This is a genomic window from Roseobacter cerffii (assembly GCF_054226325.1).
Map to the genome: position 1 here is coordinate 3,951,656 of NZ_CM135757.1, position 17,609 is coordinate 3,969,264.

General features: G+C 59.5%; 10 protein-coding genes, 3 tRNA genes and 3 rRNA genes. 5 read left to right on the forward strand and 11 right to left on the reverse strand.

The window, feature by feature from the left end; all coding sequences use genetic code 11:
* The first annotated feature begins 55 nt into the window (after positions 1 to 55).
* Positions 56 to 781, forward strand: coding sequence for a GNAT family N-acetyltransferase (locus tag ACVC7O_RS19230; protein WP_458323730.1), 726 nt, complete (start codon positions 56 to 58; stop codon positions 779 to 781).
* 382 nt (positions 782 to 1,163) lie between these two features.
* On the opposite strand, the gene ACVC7O_RS19235 is transcribed toward ACVC7O_RS19230, so the two are convergent.
* From ACVC7O_RS19235 to msrQ, 7 genes are all read right to left on the reverse strand, one after another.
* Positions 1,164 to 1,240: transfer RNA gene (locus tag ACVC7O_RS19235), tRNA-Met, on the reverse strand.
* A gap of 82 nt (positions 1,241 to 1,322) precedes the next feature.
* Positions 1,323 to 1,437: ribosomal RNA gene (rrf, locus tag ACVC7O_RS19240) — 5S ribosomal RNA — on the reverse strand.
* Positions 1,438 to 1,617: 180 nt separating this feature from the next.
* A 23S ribosomal RNA gene (locus tag ACVC7O_RS19245) occupies positions 1,618 to 4,991 on the reverse strand.
* A 399-nt stretch (positions 4,992 to 5,390) separates the two neighbouring features.
* A tRNA-Ala gene (locus ACVC7O_RS19250) sits at positions 5,391 to 5,466 on the reverse strand.
* Between the two features lie 8 nt (positions 5,467 to 5,474).
* A tRNA-Ile gene (locus tag ACVC7O_RS19255) sits at positions 5,475 to 5,551 on the reverse strand.
* Positions 5,552 to 5,799: 248 nt separating this feature from the next.
* Positions 5,800 to 7,259: ribosomal RNA gene (locus tag ACVC7O_RS19260) — 16S ribosomal RNA — on the reverse strand.
* Together the 16S, 23S and 5S rRNA genes with 3 tRNA genes alongside form the textbook arrangement of a ribosomal RNA operon.
* A gap of 782 nt (positions 7,260 to 8,041) precedes the next feature.
* Positions 8,042 to 8,665 carry a protein-methionine-sulfoxide reductase heme-binding subunit MsrQ gene (msrQ, locus tag ACVC7O_RS19265; RefSeq protein WP_458323731.1) on the reverse strand — a complete coding sequence of 208 codons (624 nt, stop codon included), beginning with the start codon at positions 8,663 to 8,665 and terminating at the stop codon, positions 8,042 to 8,044.
* Between the two features lie 39 nt (positions 8,666 to 8,704).
* On the opposite strand from msrQ, the gene ACVC7O_RS19270 reads away from it, so the two are divergent.
* Positions 8,705 to 9,103 carry a DUF2306 domain-containing protein gene (locus ACVC7O_RS19270; RefSeq protein WP_458323732.1) on the forward strand — a complete coding sequence of 133 codons (399 nt, stop codon included), beginning with the start codon at positions 8,705 to 8,707 and terminating at the stop codon, positions 9,101 to 9,103.
* On the opposite strand, the gene msrP is transcribed toward ACVC7O_RS19270, so the two are convergent.
* Together msrP and ACVC7O_RS19280 are read right to left on the reverse strand one after the other, a co-directional pair.
* Positions 9,097 to 10,002: a protein-methionine-sulfoxide reductase catalytic subunit MsrP gene (gene msrP, locus ACVC7O_RS19275; protein ID WP_458323733.1), complete on the reverse strand. Its 906-nt coding sequence runs from the start codon at positions 10,000 to 10,002 to the stop codon at positions 9,097 to 9,099. The genes ACVC7O_RS19270 and msrP overlap by 7 nt on opposite strands.
* Positions 10,003 to 10,112: 110 nt before the next feature.
* On the reverse strand, positions 10,113 to 10,763 hold the full coding sequence (locus ACVC7O_RS19280; RefSeq protein ID WP_458323734.1) for an HAD family hydrolase: 651 nt from the start codon (positions 10,761 to 10,763) through the stop codon (positions 10,113 to 10,115).
* Positions 10,764 to 11,081: 318 nt separating this feature from the next.
* On the opposite strand from ACVC7O_RS19280, the gene ACVC7O_RS19285 reads away from it, so the two are divergent.
* Positions 11,082 to 11,573, forward strand: a complete 492-nt coding sequence (locus tag ACVC7O_RS19285) for a fasciclin domain-containing protein (RefSeq protein ID WP_458323735.1) — start codon at positions 11,082 to 11,084, stop codon at positions 11,571 to 11,573.
* Positions 11,574 to 11,725: 152 nt separating this feature from the next.
* Here ACVC7O_RS19285 and clpB read toward each other — a convergent pair whose 3' ends face one another.
* Positions 11,726 to 14,344 (reverse strand): ATP-dependent chaperone ClpB, encoded by a 2,619-nt coding sequence (gene clpB / locus ACVC7O_RS19290; protein ID WP_458323736.1) that lies wholly within the window; start codon positions 14,342 to 14,344, stop codon positions 11,726 to 11,728.
* Between the two features lie 571 nt (positions 14,345 to 14,915).
* Between clpB and pyrF the strand changes: the two genes are divergently transcribed.
* Positions 14,916 to 15,632: an orotidine-5'-phosphate decarboxylase gene (pyrF, locus tag ACVC7O_RS19295; RefSeq protein ID WP_458323737.1), complete on the forward strand. Its 717-nt coding sequence runs from the start codon at positions 14,916 to 14,918 to the stop codon at positions 15,630 to 15,632.
* 189 nt (positions 15,633 to 15,821) lie between these two features.
* Here the strand turns inward: pyrF and ACVC7O_RS19300 are convergent, their stop codons facing one another.
* Positions 15,822 to 16,301 (reverse strand): NUDIX domain-containing protein, encoded by a 480-nt coding sequence (locus tag ACVC7O_RS19300; protein WP_458323738.1) that lies wholly within the window; start codon positions 16,299 to 16,301, stop codon positions 15,822 to 15,824.
* A 28-nt stretch (positions 16,302 to 16,329) separates the two neighbouring features.
* Between ACVC7O_RS19300 and ACVC7O_RS19305 the strand changes: the two genes are divergently transcribed.
* Positions 16,330 to 17,583: a DNA polymerase IV gene (locus ACVC7O_RS19305; RefSeq protein ID WP_458323739.1), complete on the forward strand. Its 1,254-nt coding sequence runs from the start codon at positions 16,330 to 16,332 to the stop codon at positions 17,581 to 17,583.
* Positions 17,584 to 17,609 lie beyond the last annotated feature (26 nt).

Sequence of the window (17,609 nt, forward strand, 5' to 3'; positions counted from 1 at the left end):
ATCGGGGCGCGCAGAGCGCCCCGATTTTTTGCCCCATGCGAGACAGGAGAAGACCATGACCAAGCACACCCGTATCTCGGCGGATACCGCTCTGCTTGACCGCCCCATCTGGGCGGCGCTTTCGACCCGACTGGCGGACATATCGACATCCGTCGGAAGCGCGCGCGCATTCCCGGCCGAGATCGGCCCCTTGGCCGCGGCTGCCGGGTCGGCGCCCCAAGACCAACTCGACTTCATGGCTCTGATCTGGCAGCGCGGCACCCCGGTCGTGACGATGGAGACCAAGACGCCGATCGCAGCACGGCTCTTTCTGCCCGAGTTGCACGTGCCTGGCGTCCAGATGATTGGCATCAACCCTGCAGCACCCAAAAATACGCATCAGATTGAGGTGTTGGGAGAGGACGACGCCGATCAGATCTTTGCGCTGGCCGAACAAACCCAGCCGGGGCCTTTCGAACGGCGCACCCACACCCTCGGGGAGTTTGTCGGGATCAAGCACGAGGGCACGCTGATCGCCATGGCCGGGCAACGCCTCCGGCTGCCTGGGCACACAGAGATCAGCGCCGTCTGTGTGACCCCGGCGCACAGAGGCAAGGGGCTGGGAGCGGAACTCGTGCGGCAGATGGCGGATCGGATCATGTCAAGCGGCGAGCGCCCTTTCCTGCACGCCTATGCCAGCAACCACAGCGCCATCGCGCTCTACGAGCGACTCGGTTTCCGGATACGCGCGGAGGTTCAGGTGACCCGCTGGGTGCGGAACGCCATGGTGCAAGTCGACTAGTATTGGAGCTTGGCCCGACGCCAGATGATTGCCTCATGAGATCGGCTGATTTGGTCTGCCGTTCGAAAAGACTAATGACAGCGATGACACAGACGATGGAAGTGCCGACTGCTATGTCGACGAAACGTGCTGCGTACAAGCGGGTTCCGTCTCAGACACGCCAGCGCCGACGGCCGTCACTGCCATCGCCGCCGATGTTGGCGCCGGACTGCAGGCCACCGCAGAGGGAATGACAAGCGTCGCGGCAGTTTTTCAGGAGGGCGTAGATATGGAAGGATGTGAAGCTCTTCAATGAGCAATGCACCGAGGACTTTCGCTGCGACAACCATCTAGCCCCAATGCACCAACGCAAAAGCGCCCCGAAGGGCGCTTTAAAAAGAGTTGGTTGCGGGAGTAGGATTTGAACCTACGACCTTCAGGTTATGAGCCTGACGAGCTACCGGGCTGCTCCATCCCGCGACAACTGCTGCGGCCTACCGCGTGGAACGCTCTTCTAGGCCAAAAACATCGAAAGAGAGATACGAAACAGAGGTTTTACTAGGTTTGGCGGTGACCTACTCTCCCACGCCTTAAGACGCAGTACCATCGGCGCTAAGGCACTTAACGGCCGGGTTCGGGATGGGACCGGGTGTTTTGCTCTCGCTATGACCACCAAACCATGAAAAACCTCTGCGTTGTCGTTTTGCGAAAGCAAAACACAACGAGCGGGAGGCAGCGTATCGAAGATGCGCGTTCTCGCCCCTTGTCCATTTTAGGAACAACATGTCCAAGTCACGTACAACTGTATAGTGTGCGTATGCTTTTGATACGAATAGAAAATCTCTCTTCTACTGGATCAAATCAAGCCTATCGAGCAATTAGTACCGGTCAACTGAACATGTTACCATGCTTACATCTCCGGCCTATCGACGAGATGGTCTATCTCGGCTCTCAGGGATACCTTGTTTTGAGGGGGGCTTCCCGCTTAGATGCCTTCAGCGGTTATCCTGTCCGATCATAGCTACCCTGCACTGCCGTTGGCACGACAACAGGTCCACCAGTGGATCGTTCACCCCGGTCCTCTCGTACTAGGGGCAACTCCTCTCAAGTATCCTACACCCACGGAAGATAGGGACCGAACTGTCTCACGACGTTCTAAACCCAGCTCACGTACCTCTTTAAACGGCGAACAGCCGTACCCTTGGGACCTGCTCCAGCCCCAGGATGAGATGAGCCGACATCGAGGTGCCAAACACTGCCGTCGATATGGACTCTTGGGCAGTATCAGCCTGTTATCCCCGGCGTACCTTTTATCCGTTGAGCGATGGCCCTTCCACTCGGGACCACCGGATCACTATGGCCGTCTTTCGACTCTGCTCGACTTGTCAGTCTCGCAGTCAGGCTGGCTTCTGCCATTGCACTCAACGAGCGATTTCCGACCGCTCTGAGCCAACCTTCGCGCGCCTCCGTTACGCTTTAGGAGGCGACCGCCCCAGTCAAACTACCCACCACACAGGGTCCCGGATCCGGATAACGGACCGCGGTTAGACATCAAGCAAAGCAAGGGTGGTATCTCAAGGGAGGCTCCACGCAAACTGGCGTTCACGCTTCAAAGCCCACCACCTATCCTGCACATGCTTGGCCTGATGCCAGTGTGAAGTTGTAGTAAAGGTGCACGGGGTCTTTCCGTCTAACCGCGGGAAACCTGCATCTTGACAGGTAATTCAATTTCGCTGAGTCGATGTTGGAGACAGCGGGGAAGTCGTTACGCCATTCGTGCAGGTCGGAACTTACCCGACAAGGAATTTCGCTACCTTAGGACCGTTATAGTTACGGCCGCCGTTTACCTGGGCTTCAATTCAAGGCTCTCACCTCTCCTTTTAACCTTCAGGCACCGGGCAGGCGTCAGACCCTATACGTCGTCTTGCGACTTCGCAGAGCCCTGTGTTTTTAATAAACAGTCGCCACCCCCTGGTTTGTGCCCCCAGCCAATACTTGCGTAGAAACTGGGCCTCCTTCTCGCGAACTTACGGAGGTATTTTGCCGAGTTCCTTCAACATCGTTCTCTCAAGCGCCTTGGTATTCTCTACCAGTCCACCTGTGTCGGTTTAGGGTACGATCTCATGATGGAGCTATTTCCAGGAACTGCTGAGCGGCCCATCCAATCCGATAAGGATGAACAACCTTCGCAATTCGTCACTTCCATCTGGCTCAGGAATATTAACCTGATTCCCATCGACTACGCCTTTCGGCCTCGCCTTAGGGGTCGGCTTACCCTGCTCAGATTAGCTTTAAGCAGGAACCCTTGGACTTTCGGCGACAGTGTCTCTCACACTGTTTGTCGCTACTCATGTCATCATTCTCACTAGTGATCTCTCCACCGGATCGCTCACGCGCCGGCTTCACAGAAAACTCCGCGTCTCCAATATCCCCGAAGGGAGTAAGGAGACATGGAATTATGTCACACTACGCTCTGCTACCATGCGATAAACGCATCCTAAGCTTCGGCTCATGGCTTGAGCCCCGTTACATCTTCGCCGCAAGACAACTTATTTAGACCAGTGAGCTGTTACGCTATCTTTAAAGGATGGCTGCTTCTAAGCCAACCTCCTGGTTGTTTTGGTCGTCTCACCTGCTTTCCCACTTAGCCATGAATTAGGGGCCTTAGCTGTAGGTCAGGGTTGTTTCCCTCTCCACGACGGACGTTAGCATTCGCCGTGTGTCTGCCATCTAGTACTCCTCGGTATTCGGAGTTTGGTTAGGATCAGTAAGCCTGTGGGGCCCCATTACCCATCCAGTGCTCTACCCCCGAGGGTATACGGATGACGCTCTACCTAAATAGATTTCGCAGAGAACCAGCTATCTCCGAGTTTGATTGGCCTTTCACCCCTAGGCACAGCTCATCCCGATCCTTTTCAACGGATGTGGGTTCGGTCCTCCAGTACGTGTTACCGTACCTTCAACCTGGCCATGCCTAGATCACTCGGTTTCGGGTCTGATCCCACGAACTCGACGCCCTATTAAGACTCGCTTTCGCTGCGCCTACACCTAACGGCTTAAGCTTGCTCGTGAGACCAAGTCGATGACCCATTATACAAAAGGTACGCCGTCACAAGACTGGAGATCAATTTGGATATGGCTCAGAAATCAAAGGTATACCGTACCGCCAGCGTTTCACCACCAGGGTTTGTATCTTCGATATCCGCGTTGGATTTGTGGTCGATCGCAAGTGAGATCCGGCTGCTGTCGGTCAGCGTGTAGCCAATACCGATCAGGGATCTGAATTGCAGGTTGCCACCCAGCGGGCTCCCGCCCGTGCCCTCGTCGTAGTAGCCAGGCATGAAGCTGCCTTCTACGAACCAGGGGCCTCCACCGATGGACCATGTGGCGTGAACGCCAACACCGATGAAGATGTCGCCATCATCATCGACCTGACCGGCTCCTGCCAGCGCATACGATGCGGTCTGTCCCGAAAAGAACGGGTCTGCATGGTATTCGATGACCAGGGCAACGGCCTGTGTATCGGTTTGGTCCAGCACATCATCCACGCCCAGACCAATGACATATTCATCGGCAAGGACTGGCGATGTAGCCAGGGCGAAAGTCAGTACGGAAGCGAATGTTTTCATACGCTTCCAATGACATCCAAATTGAACTCCAGTCAAGCTCCGACTGATTGTAGGCGTTCGGTTTCAGGTACTGTTTCACTCCCCTCGTCGGGGTGCTTTTCACCTTTCCCTCACGGTACTGGTTCACTATCGGTCAGTAAGGAGTACTTAGCCTTCGAAGGTGGTCCTCCGATCTTCAGACAGAATTTCACGTGTTCCGCCCTACTTAATACGTCCAATCATGCTTCTTATACGGGACTATCACCCACTCTGGTTGCGCATTCCAACGCATTCTAACCACAATCATGGCTCGGCTGGTCCCCGTTCGCTCGCCGCTACTAGGGGAGTATCAATTGATTTCCTTTCCTCCGGGTACTTAGATGTTTCAGTTCCCCGGGTTTGCTCTTATAACCCTATGTATTCAGGTTGTAAGTACCTGTTTTACCGCATTATTAGCTGACCCCGAGGGATCAATAATAACACAGTATCAGGTGGGTTGCCCCATTCAGAGATCCGTGGATCAAAGCTTATTCTCAGCTCCTCACGGCTTATCGCAGAGTATCACGTCTTTCATCGCCTCTTACTGCCAAGGCATTCACCAAACGCCCTTTTCGCGCTTGATTTGATCCAGAAAAAGAAAGACTTGCGTCAATCGTGGCGCTGGAAGCTGGTAAGAAACCAACGCCCTTATTCTGAACCAAAAGCATACTTTCCCGGTTCATCCGATGTCGTTTGGATGAACCTTAGGTTAGTGTACTTGACTTGGACAACTCTGTTCGTTTCAGCCGGGATACCCAAGACAGAGCGAGGAAGCACTCGTGCCAAGGACCTCTTCCGAAGAAGACCGAACTGAGATCGCCGCCTTACTCGGCAGGATCAAACAGTGTTGATTGTCACTTTAAGATTGCTCTTAAAGTAACTGTATCTCTCTAAACGATGTAAAAGATGATGGCCGAAGCCATCCGACGTCCGATTGGACGGCGAAGCACTTTGAAGTGCTTAGCGATCTAATCGGTGGGATATGGTGGAGCCTAGCGGGATCGAACCGCTGACCTCCTGAATGCAAATCAGGCGCTCTCCCAGCTGAGCTAAGGCCCCAAAAGGTTTGGTGGGTCGAGGAGGACTTGAACCTCCGACCTCACGCTTATCAGGCGTGCGCTCTAACCACCTGAGCTACCGACCCAGTTGATTTTGCAAAGCAAAATCGACGTAGCCCGGGAGGCGTTTGCAGAGCAAATGCCGAGAGGGCCGCAAAACGCTCTCGTCAATTGCGATGCAATCAACTGTCGCGACGACGGTCATCGCTGTCGCGATAACCTGGCTGAAGAGATATGAGGACGGCTCGGTCCTTTTGATTTGACCGGCTTTGATTGCCGATCTTGCTAAGTGTTTCACGAGTGATGCGAACATCACTTCTAGAAACATCCTTAGAAAGGAGGTGATCCAGCCGCAGGTTCCCCTACGGCTACCTTGTTACGACTTCACCCCAGTCGCTGATCCTACCGTGGCCGCCTGCCCCCCGAAGGTTAGCGCAGCGTCGTCGGGTAGAACCAACTCCCATGGTGTGACGGGCGGTGTGTACAAGGCCCGGGAACGTATTCACCGCGTCATGCTGTTACGCGATTACTAGCGATTCCGACTTCATGGGGTCGAGTTGCAGACCCCAATCCGAACTGAGACAGCTTTTGGGGATTAACCCATTGTCACTGCCATTGTAGCACGTGTGTAGCCCAACCCGTAAGGGCCATGAGGACTTGACGTCATCCACACCTTCCTCCCGCTTATCACGGGCAGTTTCTTTAGAGTGCCCAGCCGAACTGCTGGCAACTAAAGATGTGGGTTGCGCTCGTTGCCGGACTTAACCGAACATCTCACGACACGAGCTGACGACAGCCATGCAGCACCTGTCACTGCGCCACCGAAGTGGACGTCCCATCTCTGGGAGTAGCACAGGATGTCAAGGGTTGGTAAGGTTCTGCGCGTTGCTTCGAATTAAACCACATGCTCCACCGCTTGTGCGGGCCCCCGTCAATTCCTTTGAGTTTTAATCTTGCGACCGTACTCCCCAGGCGGAATGCTTAATCCGTTAGGTGTGTCACCGAACAGTATACTGCCCGACGACTGGCATTCATCGTTTACGGTGTGGACTACCAGGGTATCTAATCCTGTTTGCTCCCCACACTTTCGCACCTCAGCGTCAGTATCGAGCCAGTGAGCCGCCTTCGCCACTGGTGTTCCTCCGAATATCTACGAATTTCACCTCTACACTCGGAATTCCACTCACCTCTCTCGAACTCTAGACCAATAGTTTTGGAGGCAGTTCCGGGGTTGAGCCCCGGGATTTCACCCCCAACTTTCTGATCCGCCTACGTGCGCTTTACGCCCAGTAATTCCGAACAACGCTAACCCCCTCCGTATTACCGCGGCTGCTGGCACGGAGTTAGCCGGGGTTTCTTTACCAGGTACTGTCATTATCATCCCTGGCGAAAGAGCTTTACGACCCTAGGGCCTTCATCACTCACGCGGCATGGCTAGATCAGGCTTTCGCCCATTGTCTAAGATTCCCCACTGCTGCCTCCCGTAGGAGTCTGGGCCGTGTCTCAGTCCCAGTGTGGCTGATCGTCCTCTAAAACCAGCTATAGATCGTAGACTTGGTAGGCCGTTACCCCACCAACTATCTAATCTAACGCGGGCTAATCCTTCTCCGATAAATCTTTCCCCCGAAGGGCGTATACGGTATTACTCTCAGTTTCCCGAGGCTATTCCGTAGAGAAGGGCATATTCCCACGCGTTACTCACCCGTCCGCCGCTCACCCGAAGGTGCGCTCGACTTGCATGTGTTAGGCCTGCCGCCAGCGTTCGTTCTGAGCCAGGATCAAACTCTCAAGTTGAAAAGCTCTTGCGAGCTTATCCTTGACGTTCGAACCTCTGCACATCACTGGATATGTTTTGATCCACCCGGCCTGGGCGGAACATATCCAATAGTCATCTGTTTGTTGTGCTTCAGGTTTTCATAAGAAAACAAGAAACCGTCCAAACAGTGAAGCTGACACTCTATCATCGACCGCATGGTCTAAGAGCGCGATATACAGACGTTGATCCATCGAATGAACCAAACCGCCCACATATCTCTTCAGATATTCTCAATTTCAAAGAGCGTAGAGACAAAAACAACAGTGTGCGCCCTAACTTCTTTGGCGCGCCCCGCCTCGATTACCTCTGGTTTTTAGTCTTGCGTCTCGTCTCGGTTCGTTGCGTTTCCGCTCTGTCCCGCCCGTCTGGCGCCCCGTCGGTGCGTCTCAGCGCCGCCGGTGAGGGGGGTTCTACGGTTAGTGGCGGGGACCCGCAAGCCCTTTTTTCGCAAAACGTCATTTTTTTTACATCTTTCTTGTTTTTCCTTTGAAAACAGCCACTTGCTTACCAAAAATTTCGAGAATTGACCCCCTCTCGCAGCTTTCTTTCGTTTATGGCGGGTAAAGGAATACGGCCCTTTCGCTACATATAGCGTTATCCACAGACCTATCCCCAAGACTCGCGGGTTTCAGGGCCAAATCAGGGCCGACTCGTGGCCTCAATCGCGTGAATCACGGGCGAACCATGCACATCTCACGGCCAGATTCGTCCAAATGGTCAAAAAACGAGTCGCCTGACGCGCGCGACAGCCGTCAAACCTTCAGGCGGTCTGCTTTTGGCGGCGTTTCGGCAGGCGCAGCGCCAGCAGCCCCAGAATCACGGCCAGATAGGCCAGCGGCTCAATGGCCCAAACCTTCGTCAGCATGATGTAATGCACCGCCCCCAGGATCGCAGCCACATAGGCCAGCTTGTGCAGGGTCCGCCACGCCGGCCCCAGCTTGCGCACCGACCAATTGTTCGAGGTCACCGCCAGCGGCACGAGCAAGACGAAGCCCAGCATGCCGATGGTAATATAGGGGCGCTTGAGAATGTCCGCCCAGATCTGGCTGAGGATGCCCACGTCCAGCACCAGCCAGACCAGCAGGTGCAGCGTCACATATATAAAAGCCAGCAGCCCGAACATCCGGCGGAACTTCATGAGGTTGATCCCCAGGTATCGCCGCAGCGGTGTGATACAGAGGCCAAAGATCAGAAGCTGCAGCGCGATCTCGCCCAGCTCATGTTCCAGCGCCTTGATCGGTTCGCGTCCCAAACCCCCGGTCTGCGCCAGATAGAGCAGCCACGGCACCGGCAGCAGGTATAGTATATAGAGCGGCCAGGTCGGCACCTTGCGCACAACCCCGTTGATCCGGTCGGTCCAGGACAATTTCGATGCTATACTCATCGCGCCGCGTCTTTCGAAGCCGTTTGCCGGGTCCCGCACATGTCACTCACACCACTCTTTCAATCGAGCGCCATCATCATCGCCCATGCGCTCGGTGCGTTCACCGCGCTGACGCTCGGCATAGTGCAACTGCTGTTGCCCAAGGGCAGCCCGACGCACCGGGTCTGCGGTTACATATGGGTCGGCCTGATGGTGCTGGTCGCCCTGTCGAGCTTCTGGATACATGACATCCGCCATTTCGGTCCCTTCAGCGCCATCCATCTTCTGTCCGTCTACACCCTGTTCGGCGTGGCATCCGGCATCCGTGACGCCCGGCGCGGCAACATTACGGCACATCGGAAAACAATGCGTCAACTGTTCTGGATTGCGCTGGTCGGCGCCGGCGCCTTCACCCTGCTGCCGGGCCGCGTGATGCATCAGGTGGTCTTCGCTCAGTAAAAGCGCGTGAGGTCCATGCCATCGTAAAGGCTCGCGACCTCCTCTTCATACCCGTTGAACATGAGCGTCGGGATCCGCTTGGAGAAAAGCCCGCCACCGATCTGGCGTTCGGTCGCCTGGCTCCAACGGGGGTGGTCCACCTCCGGGTTCACATTGGCAAAGAAGCCGTACTCGTTGGCCTGCAGGGCCTGCCACGTGTTGACAGGCTGCTCATCGGTCAGCGTGATCTTCACGATCGACTTGATCGATTTGAAGCCGTACTTCCACGGCACAACCAACCGGATCGGCGCACCATTCTGGTTCGGGATCGTGCGCCCGTAGATGCCGGTCGCCATGATCGTCAGCGGATGCAGCGCCTCGTCGAGCCGCAGCCCTTCCACATAGGGCCAGTCGATGAAGCGGCTGGCCTGCCCGCGCATTTCCTCGGGACGGTAGAGTGTTTCGAACCGCACGTATTTGGCCTGCTCCTGCACGCCCGCCATCTCCAGCAGATCGGCGAGCTCAAACCCGTTCCACGGGATCACCATCGACCAGGCCTCGACACAGCGAAAGCGGTAGATCCGCTCTTCCACCGTCATCTCGGCCATGATGTCCTTGAAGTCGTAGGTCCCAGGGCGCTCCACCAACCCGTCGATCTCAATGCTCCACGGGTCGGTGGTCAGCGCCGAGGCATAGGTCGCCGGGTCGCTTTTGCCGGTGCCGAACTCATAGAAATTATTGTATTGCGTGATGTCTTCCCAGGAATTCGGCTCCAACGCCTCCTCAGCCTGCGCCGCGCCACCCATGCCTGCGAGGGCTGCGCCCGCGGCCGCGCCGGCCATCAGCTGCCGCCGGTTCAGAAACAGCGCCTCGGGTGTGGCGTCTGCGCGTGTCAATCTGTTGGTCCACCGATAGGCCATCGGACCCTCCTGAGGTTCGTGATCCCCCGTGATGTAGGAGGTTCCGGCCCGTGCGCCAAACCATTTCGAGTCACGAATGTGACAGGCGGCTGTAACCTTTTCCGTGTGCCCTAAATGCCGAGCAGCCCCGGCAGCACCTGCATCCGGTCGAACACAGCCTCGCAGAGCGGCGTCATCCGCGCCGGATCCGTCTCGGCCACATAGCCGAAACAGGGGATGCCCGCCGCCTGCGCCGCCCGCGCGCCGGTGGGGCTGTCTTCGATCACCACAGCGCGACCGGGCGCAACGCCCGCCTGCGCAGCAGCATGCAGGTAGAGGTCTGGCGCGGGTTTGGGCGCGGCCACATCCTCGCGGGAATAGACGCGACCCCGCAGCCGCTCGATCAGGCCCGTACGCCCAAGTGTGATCTCCATCTTCCGGTGCGGCCCGTTGGACCCCACCGCATAGGGAACACCCGCCTGATCCAGGGCGTCGAGCACCTCCACGATCCCCGGAATGACCTCGACCTCTTCTGCCAGCACGGCGAACATCTCTTCATAGATGCAGTCCACCCAATCGTCGGGAAGCTGGGCGCCCATCCCGCGCGCATCCCGCATCACCCCGGCCATGGTCCCGCCCACGAAATTCTCGAGAATATCTTTCAGGGACAGCTCCAGCCCGTGGCGGGCAAGATTGTCCCGGATAACGACATTGGTCAGCGGCTCGCTGTCCACCAGCACGCCATCACAGTCGAAGATCACCAGATCGGGGGGAAGCGCCATGAAAATGCCGGGGTTGTTCTACCCGGCCTTTCTGTCGTGATTTCACGGCAGAGGTCAATCCTCCGCAAGCCTCGGCCCAAGGCCCGAGGTGACGGCACGCAGCTCGAGCCTGAAGCCATGCGCGCGCCCGAAGCCCCGCGGATCACCGGCGCGCCTGACATTATTGTTATTGGAAATCTGGCCGCGGCCGGGCTTAGCGCGCGGCGATTTCCGGTCAAACCACATCGGCGGGAATCCCCGGTGATCCACGCACTGGCGCCGCACGTTTCCTTCGCAGATGCCACATCGGCATTCACCCTTCACACAAAGGAGACACCTATGTTCCGTCGTAACTTTCTGAGCCTGACCGCTGGCGCGGCCCTGCTGGGCACATCCGCTTTCGCGGGCAGCTCCGCCAAAGACATCGTGGACACCGCTGCAAATGCGGGCAGCTTCAGCACCCTCGTGGCCGCGGTCGAAGCCGCCGATCTGGTCGACACACTGAAAGGCGACGGTCCTTTCACCGTCTTCGCACCCACCGATGAGGCCTTCGCCGCTCTGCCCGAGGGCACCGTTGAGTCGCTGCTCGAGCCGGAAAACAAGGACCAGCTGATTGCGATCCTGACCTATCACGTGGTGCCGGGTAAGGTGATGTCCACCGACCTCAGCGACGGTATGAGCGCCACAACCGTGCAAGGCGGTGACCTGACCGTTGATCTCTCCGACGGCGTCAAGATCAACGAGGCCTCCGTGACCTCCGCCGATGTGGAAGCGTCCAACGGTGTGATCCACGTGGTCGACACCGTGATCCTGCCCGAAGAGAGCAGCTAAGGCCGCTGCGGGGGCCGTTGGACTGCGTCCCGCTGCCGTTTTTGGCCAATCACCAAAGGCAACGGCGGATGCTTCAACAGGGCCTCGAAACGCGATGACCCAAACCAAAGGCCCGGCAGATCACTCTGCCGGGCCTTGTCATGTCAGACGGATCAATGCACCACAGCATCATCCGGCTTGGGCCGGTTCGAGGCCGCCACGCGATCCCCGATGATCAGCCCCTCGGTGCCTGCCGTCACCGTCACGCTGTCGCCGTCCTTCACGTCCCCGGCCAGCAGCATCTCGGCCAGCGGATCTTGCAGCGCCCGCTGGATCACTCGCTTCAGGGGCCGCGCGCCGAACACGGGGTCGTACCCTTCATCGGCCAGCCATTTCCGCGCGCCGTCATCCAGATCGAGCGTGATCTTTCGCCCGGCCAGCCGTTTGAGGAGCCGCGCCATCTGGATCTCGACAATGCCATCCATATTCTCGCGGTTGAGCCGGTCGAAGATGATGGTCTCGTCGAGACGGTTCAGGAACTCGGGCCGGAAATGCGCCCGCACCGCGTCCATCACATCGCGCCGCGCCTGGGAGGAATCCGCCCCCTCGGGCAACTGGCTCAGCGCCTGTGACCCGAGGTTCGAGGTCAGCACGATCAGCGTCTGCTTGAAGTCCACCGTGCGGCCCTGCCCATCGGTGAGCACCCCGTCATCCAGCACCTGCAGCAGGACGTTGAAGACATCCGGATGCGCCTTTTCGACCTCGTCAAACAGCACCACCTGATACGGGCGTCTGCGAACCGCTTCGGTCAGCACCCCGCCCTCATCATAGCCCACATATCCGGGAGGTGCCCCGATCAGCCGCGCAACTGCGTGTTTCTCCATGAACTCCGACATGTCGATGCGCACCATCGCGTTGTCATCGTCAAAGAGGAACTCGGCCACAGCCTTCGTGAGCTCGGTTTTCCCGACGCCGGTCGGACCCAGGAAGAGGAACGAGCCCAAAGGCCGGTTCTCATCATTCAAACCGGCCCGCGCCCGGCGCACCGCATTGGCCACGGCTCCCACGGCGGCATTCTGGCCGATAACCCGCGCGTGCAACTGCTCTTCCATGCGCAACAGCTTGTCGCGCTCGCCTTCCAGCATCTTGCCCGCGGGAATACCCGTCCAGCGTTCGACAACGCTGGCGATCTGATCCGGGCGCACCGCCTCTTCGACCAGAACGTCGCTTTCATCGCGGCCCTCGGCGGCCTCCAGCTGTTTCTCCAGCTGCGGGATCACGCCGTAGGACAGCTCCCCGGCCTTCGCCAGATTGCCCTCGCGCTTGGCGATCTCCAGATCGGCGCGCGCCCGGTCGAGCTGCTCCTTGATGTCCCGCGCGCTCGACAGCTTGTCGCGCTCCGCCTGCCATTGGGCGGTCAACTCATCGCTGCGCTCCTGCAGCTCGGCCAGATCCTTCTCGAGCGTCTCCAGCCGATCCTTGCTCGCCGCATCATCTTCCAGCCGCAGCGCCTCGGCCTCAATCTGCATCTGCAGAATTTGCCGATCCAGCGCATCAAGCTCTTCGGGCTTGCTGTCCACTTCCATGCGCAAGCGGCTCGCCGCCTCGTCCACAAGGTCAATTGCCTTATCCGGCAAAAACCGGTCCGTGATATAACGATGGCTGAGCGTCGCCGCCGCGACCAGCGAGGAATCCGAAATCCGCACCCCATGGTGCAGCTCGTACTTCTCCTTGATTCCGCGCAGGATCGACACGGTGTCTTCCACCGTCGGCTCCTGCACCATGACCGGTTGGAACCGCCGCGCGAGGGCTGCATCCTTCTCCACATATTTGCGGTATTCATCCAGCGTGGTCGCGCCCACACAGTGCAGCTCGCCCCGCGCCAGCGCCGGTTTGATCAGGTTGGCGGCATCCATTGCGCCATCCGCCTTGCCCGCGCCCACAAGCGTGTGCATCTCGTCGATGAAGAGGATGATCTCGCCTGCAGCTTCGGTCACCTCGGTCAGAACCGCCTTCAGCCGCTCCTCGAACTCGCCGCGATACTTCGCACCAGCAATGAGCGCGCCCATGTCGAGCGCCAGCAGCTTCTTGTTCTTCAGGCTCTCGGGCACGTCCCCGTTCACGATGCGCAAGGCCAGACCTTCGGCAATCGCGGTCTTCCCGACCCCCGGTTCCCCGATCAGAACAGGGTTGTTCTTGGTCCGGCGGCTCAGCACCTGCATCGCGCGGCGGATTTCCTCGTCGCGGCCAATGATCGGGTCGATCTTGCCCGCCTCGGCCCGCTCGGTCAGATCCATCGCGTATTTCTTCAGCGCGTCATAGCCTTCCTCGGCATTGGCGCTGTCCGCCGTGCGCCCCTTGCGAATGTCATTGATCGCGCCGTTCAGGCCTTGCGCGGTGACACCACCGGCATCCAGCGCCTCCTTGGCGGCCGATTTCACCATGCAAAGCGCCATCAGAATACGCTCCACCGGCACAAAGCTGTCGCCCGCCTTCTTGGCCAGCGTCTCGGCCTCGGCCAGTACCTTCTGCGTCGCATTGTCGAGGTAAATCTGCGCGGCATCCCCGCTCACCTGGGGCATCTTCAACAGCGCCGTCTCGACGCCCTCGACCACGCGCGCAGGCTGACCACCCGCGGCAGCGATCAGATTGCTCGCCAGCCCCTGGTCGTCATCCATCAGCGCTTTGAGGATATGTTCGGGCGCCAGCCTCTGGTGGCTGTCCCGTGTGGCAATGGTCTGTGCGGCCTGAATGAACCCGCGCGACCGCTCCGTGAACTTGCTCAAGTCCATGGGTCTCTCCTTCATGTTAAGCGTCCCCGTCTTGCTGCGCCCGGCTTGGCGGCACGTCAGCGGTCAGGACCTTGTTGTGTTATCTGGGGCGCGGCCCGGCCTGCTTCAAGCCCGACCATGTCCCAAAATCAACCATAGGTGTAGCCTGCACATCTTGCCGTGATGTGAATCAAATCGCCCTCATGGGAAAGCGCCAAAACCTTTCCCCGTTAACCCTTGGCCCCCAGCCCTTATCTCAGGGTCAGACAACGGCACGAGTAACGGTTTCGCCCCGTGTTCTGCCCGCTTTGTCGATGCGTAACCAGTTGGCTTGTTCCGCCAGTTCCAGTCGCCGCGCCTGACCTCACACAACCACTTGTCAGGCGGGGCGACCGGCCCCGGATGTGCAAGGTTGCAGGCTCCAACCACCACCCCAGGTGCAGCCATGCAGCCCCATACCCAGGGTCGTCAGTCACCTTAGGCCCGGCGCGCTTACTTGCGGCGACGTCCGGGCCTCTTTTTTGCGCCCTCGCCCCGATGGACAGTTGCACCGCGACCGCATAGGAACGTCGCAAACGGACAGGAGCGGCGCATGGCAGATGACAGGTTGATCGTGGCACTGGACGTGCCGAATGCTCTGGCAGGCGCGCAATTGGCGACGCAGCTGGGCGAGGCCGTGGGCTTTTACAAGATCGGGCTCGGCATGCTCACCGGTGGCGGGCTGGCGCTGGCCAACGAGCTCAAGCAGGAGCAGGGCAAACGCATCTTCCTCGACATGAAGCTCTTCGACATCGGCGCCACCATCGAGGCGGCGGTGCGCGGGCTGGCGCAGTTCGATCTCGACTTTCTGACCGTGCATGGCGATCCCCATGTGGTGGCCGCGGCCAAGGAGGGCGCGGCAGGCTCCGAGATGAAAATCCTCGCCGTCACGATCCTAACCTCGCTCGACCGCACCGACCTCGACGCCTGCCAGATTCGCGCGGGCGACCTGCCCGAGCTGGTGACGACCCGGGCCGTGCGCGCCTTCGAGGCGGGGGCCGATGGCGTCATCGCCTCCCCGCAGGAGGCCGCGCTGATCCGCGCCCTGCCCGAAGCCGAAGGCCGACTCATTGTGACCCCCGGTGTGCGCCCCGCAGGCGCCGATCTGGGCGATCAGAAGCGAGTCGCCACCCCCGCAAACGCCGTCGCCGACGGCGCTGATCATATCGTCGTGGGGCGTCCGGTTTGGCAATCGCCTAATCCTAAGGCAGCTGCCGAGGCGATTCTGGCCGAGCTCGACAGCCCGCAGGCGCATCAGCCAAACCACTGATCTCAAGCCACATTTCAACGTTACCCACAGGCTCTCCGACGGCGGGTGCATCAAGAGACTGTGGCTATCGCACAACAGACCACAGGATGTGGGTCAATTCAGACCATTCGCGGTTAGGCCGATTCGCCTTTAGGTGGTAAGTTGACGCTAGGTGATACTCCCCAACGAACCGCGTCTTCCTGAGGTTCGTTACCTCCCCCCGCTCAGATCAGCGGGGGGTTTTTCCATCAAAGACAGCTCATCAAGGCACAGCCGCAGCCGATCCTTGAAATGCGCAATCACCTTGGGATGCCGCAAGAACTGCGCCTGTGTCATCGCCGCCCAGCCCTGCCCTTCGTCGCCAAAGGCAATGTCGCCCAGCAGCGCCACCTCGACCCGGGCGGCAAAAAACCAGAAGCCCAACCCCGCACGCTCGAACCGCCGCCCCCAGATCACATCGCGGCGCCGCAGCGCCACGCCCAGCTCTTCCCGCGTCTCCCGCAGCACACAGTCGAGCGGGTCTTCCGCCCCTTCGCGCCCGCCCCCCGGCAGGTCCCAGAACCCCGCATGGTCAACATCGGGCTGATCGTCCCGCAACAGGGTGACCACATGACCGGCCGTCAAAAGCGCCAACTTCGCCCCATGGAAGGGCATGTTCATTTCCGGCGCCGTGGCGTAAGATCGGGACATGCCGCACTGATAGCAGAAGCCTGCGAGAATGCCCGCCCTTTGCCGCGATTGTCTCACCGAATTCGACGCAGGTCGGCGCTGTCCCGCCTGCGCCAGTCCGCGCGTCGTGGCGCATGACGAGCTGAACACCCTCTCCATCGCCCATATGGACTGCGACGCCTTCTACGCCTCGGTCGAAAAGCGCGACAACCCCGGCCTCGAGGGCAAGCCGGTGATCGTCGGCGGCGGGCGCCGCGGCGTGGTCTCCACCGCCTGCTATGTCGCCCGCATCCGCGGCGTGCGCTCGGCCATGCCGATGTTCCAGGCGCTGAAACTCTGCCCCGACGCGGTGATCATCAAGCCGCGCATGCAGGCCTATGTGGAAGCCTCCCGCGCCATCCGCGCGATGATGGAAGAACTCACCCCCGACATCGAACCGCTCTCGCTGGACGAGGCCTTCATGGACCTCTCCGGCACCGAGCGGCTGCACGGCCACCCGCCCGCGACGATGCTCGCACGGCTCGTGAAACGGATGCGCGACGAGCTTGGCCTCACCGGCTCCATCGGTCTCAGTCACAACAAGTTCCTCGCCAAGGTCGCCTCCGATCTCGACAAACCGCACGGCTTCTCGATCATCGGCGAGGCCGAGACCGCCGACTTCCTGCAGGACAAACCCGTGCGCCTGATCTGGGGCGTTGGCGCCTCCTCGCAGGCCGCGCTCGACAAGGCGGGCATCCGCACCTTCGCCGACCTGCTGCGCTGGGAACAAACCGACCTCATCGCCCGCTTCGGCTCAATGGGGGACCGGCTCTGGCATCTCGCCCGCGGCCAGGACCGGCGCCGCGTCTCGGCCCACGCGCCGATGAAATCCATCTCGAACGAGACCACCTTTCACGAAGACACCTCCGACCCGAACCTGCTCGACGGCTACCTCTGGCGCATGGCAGAAAAGGTGTCGGACCGGGCCAAGGCCAAGGACCTCGCAGGCCGCGTGGTCACGCTGAAACTCAAACGCGCCGATCACTCGCTGCTCTCCCGCCGGATCAGCCTGCGGGATGCGACGCAAATGGCCGACACGATCTATCGCACCGCGCGCGGGCTCTTTGACCAGGTGGGGGACGAAGGCCCCTACCGCTTGCTCGGCTGCGGCCTCTCCGACCTGACCAGCGCCGAGGGCGCCGACCGTTCCGGCGACCTGCTCGACCCCCAAGCCGCCCGGCGCAGCCAGGCCGAACGCGCCACGGATCAAATCCGCGCCCGCTTTGGCACAGACGCGATTGTGAAGGGACGCGCGCTCCGATAAGCGTCAGGCCCACCCGTCTTTCACCC

Coding starts and splice junctions, on each gene's coding strand:
- ACVC7O_RS19230 (WP_458323730.1), top strand. CDS start 56: ATGACCAAGCACACCCGTATCTCGGCGGATACCGCTCTGCTTGACCGC.
- msrQ (WP_458323731.1), bottom strand. CDS start 8,665: ATGAGTATAGCATCGAAATTGTCCTGGACCGACCGGATCAACGGGGTT.
- ACVC7O_RS19270 (WP_458323732.1), top strand. CDS start 8,705: ATGTCACTCACACCACTCTTTCAATCGAGCGCCATCATCATCGCCCAT.
- msrP (WP_458323733.1), bottom strand. CDS start 10,002: ATGGCCTATCGGTGGACCAACAGATTGACACGCGCAGACGCCACACCC.
- ACVC7O_RS19280 (WP_458323734.1), bottom strand. CDS start 10,763: ATGGCGCTTCCCCCCGATCTGGTGATCTTCGACTGTGATGGCGTGCTG.
- ACVC7O_RS19285 (WP_458323735.1), top strand. CDS start 11,082: ATGTTCCGTCGTAACTTTCTGAGCCTGACCGCTGGCGCGGCCCTGCTG.
- clpB (WP_458323736.1), bottom strand. CDS start 14,344: ATGGACTTGAGCAAGTTCACGGAGCGGTCGCGCGGGTTCATTCAGGCC.
- pyrF (WP_458323737.1), top strand. CDS start 14,916: ATGGCAGATGACAGGTTGATCGTGGCACTGGACGTGCCGAATGCTCTG.
- ACVC7O_RS19300 (WP_458323738.1), bottom strand. CDS start 16,301: ATGTCCCGATCTTACGCCACGGCGCCGGAAATGAACATGCCCTTCCAT.
- ACVC7O_RS19305 (WP_458323739.1), top strand. CDS start 16,330: ATGCCCGCCCTTTGCCGCGATTGTCTCACCGAATTCGACGCAGGTCGG.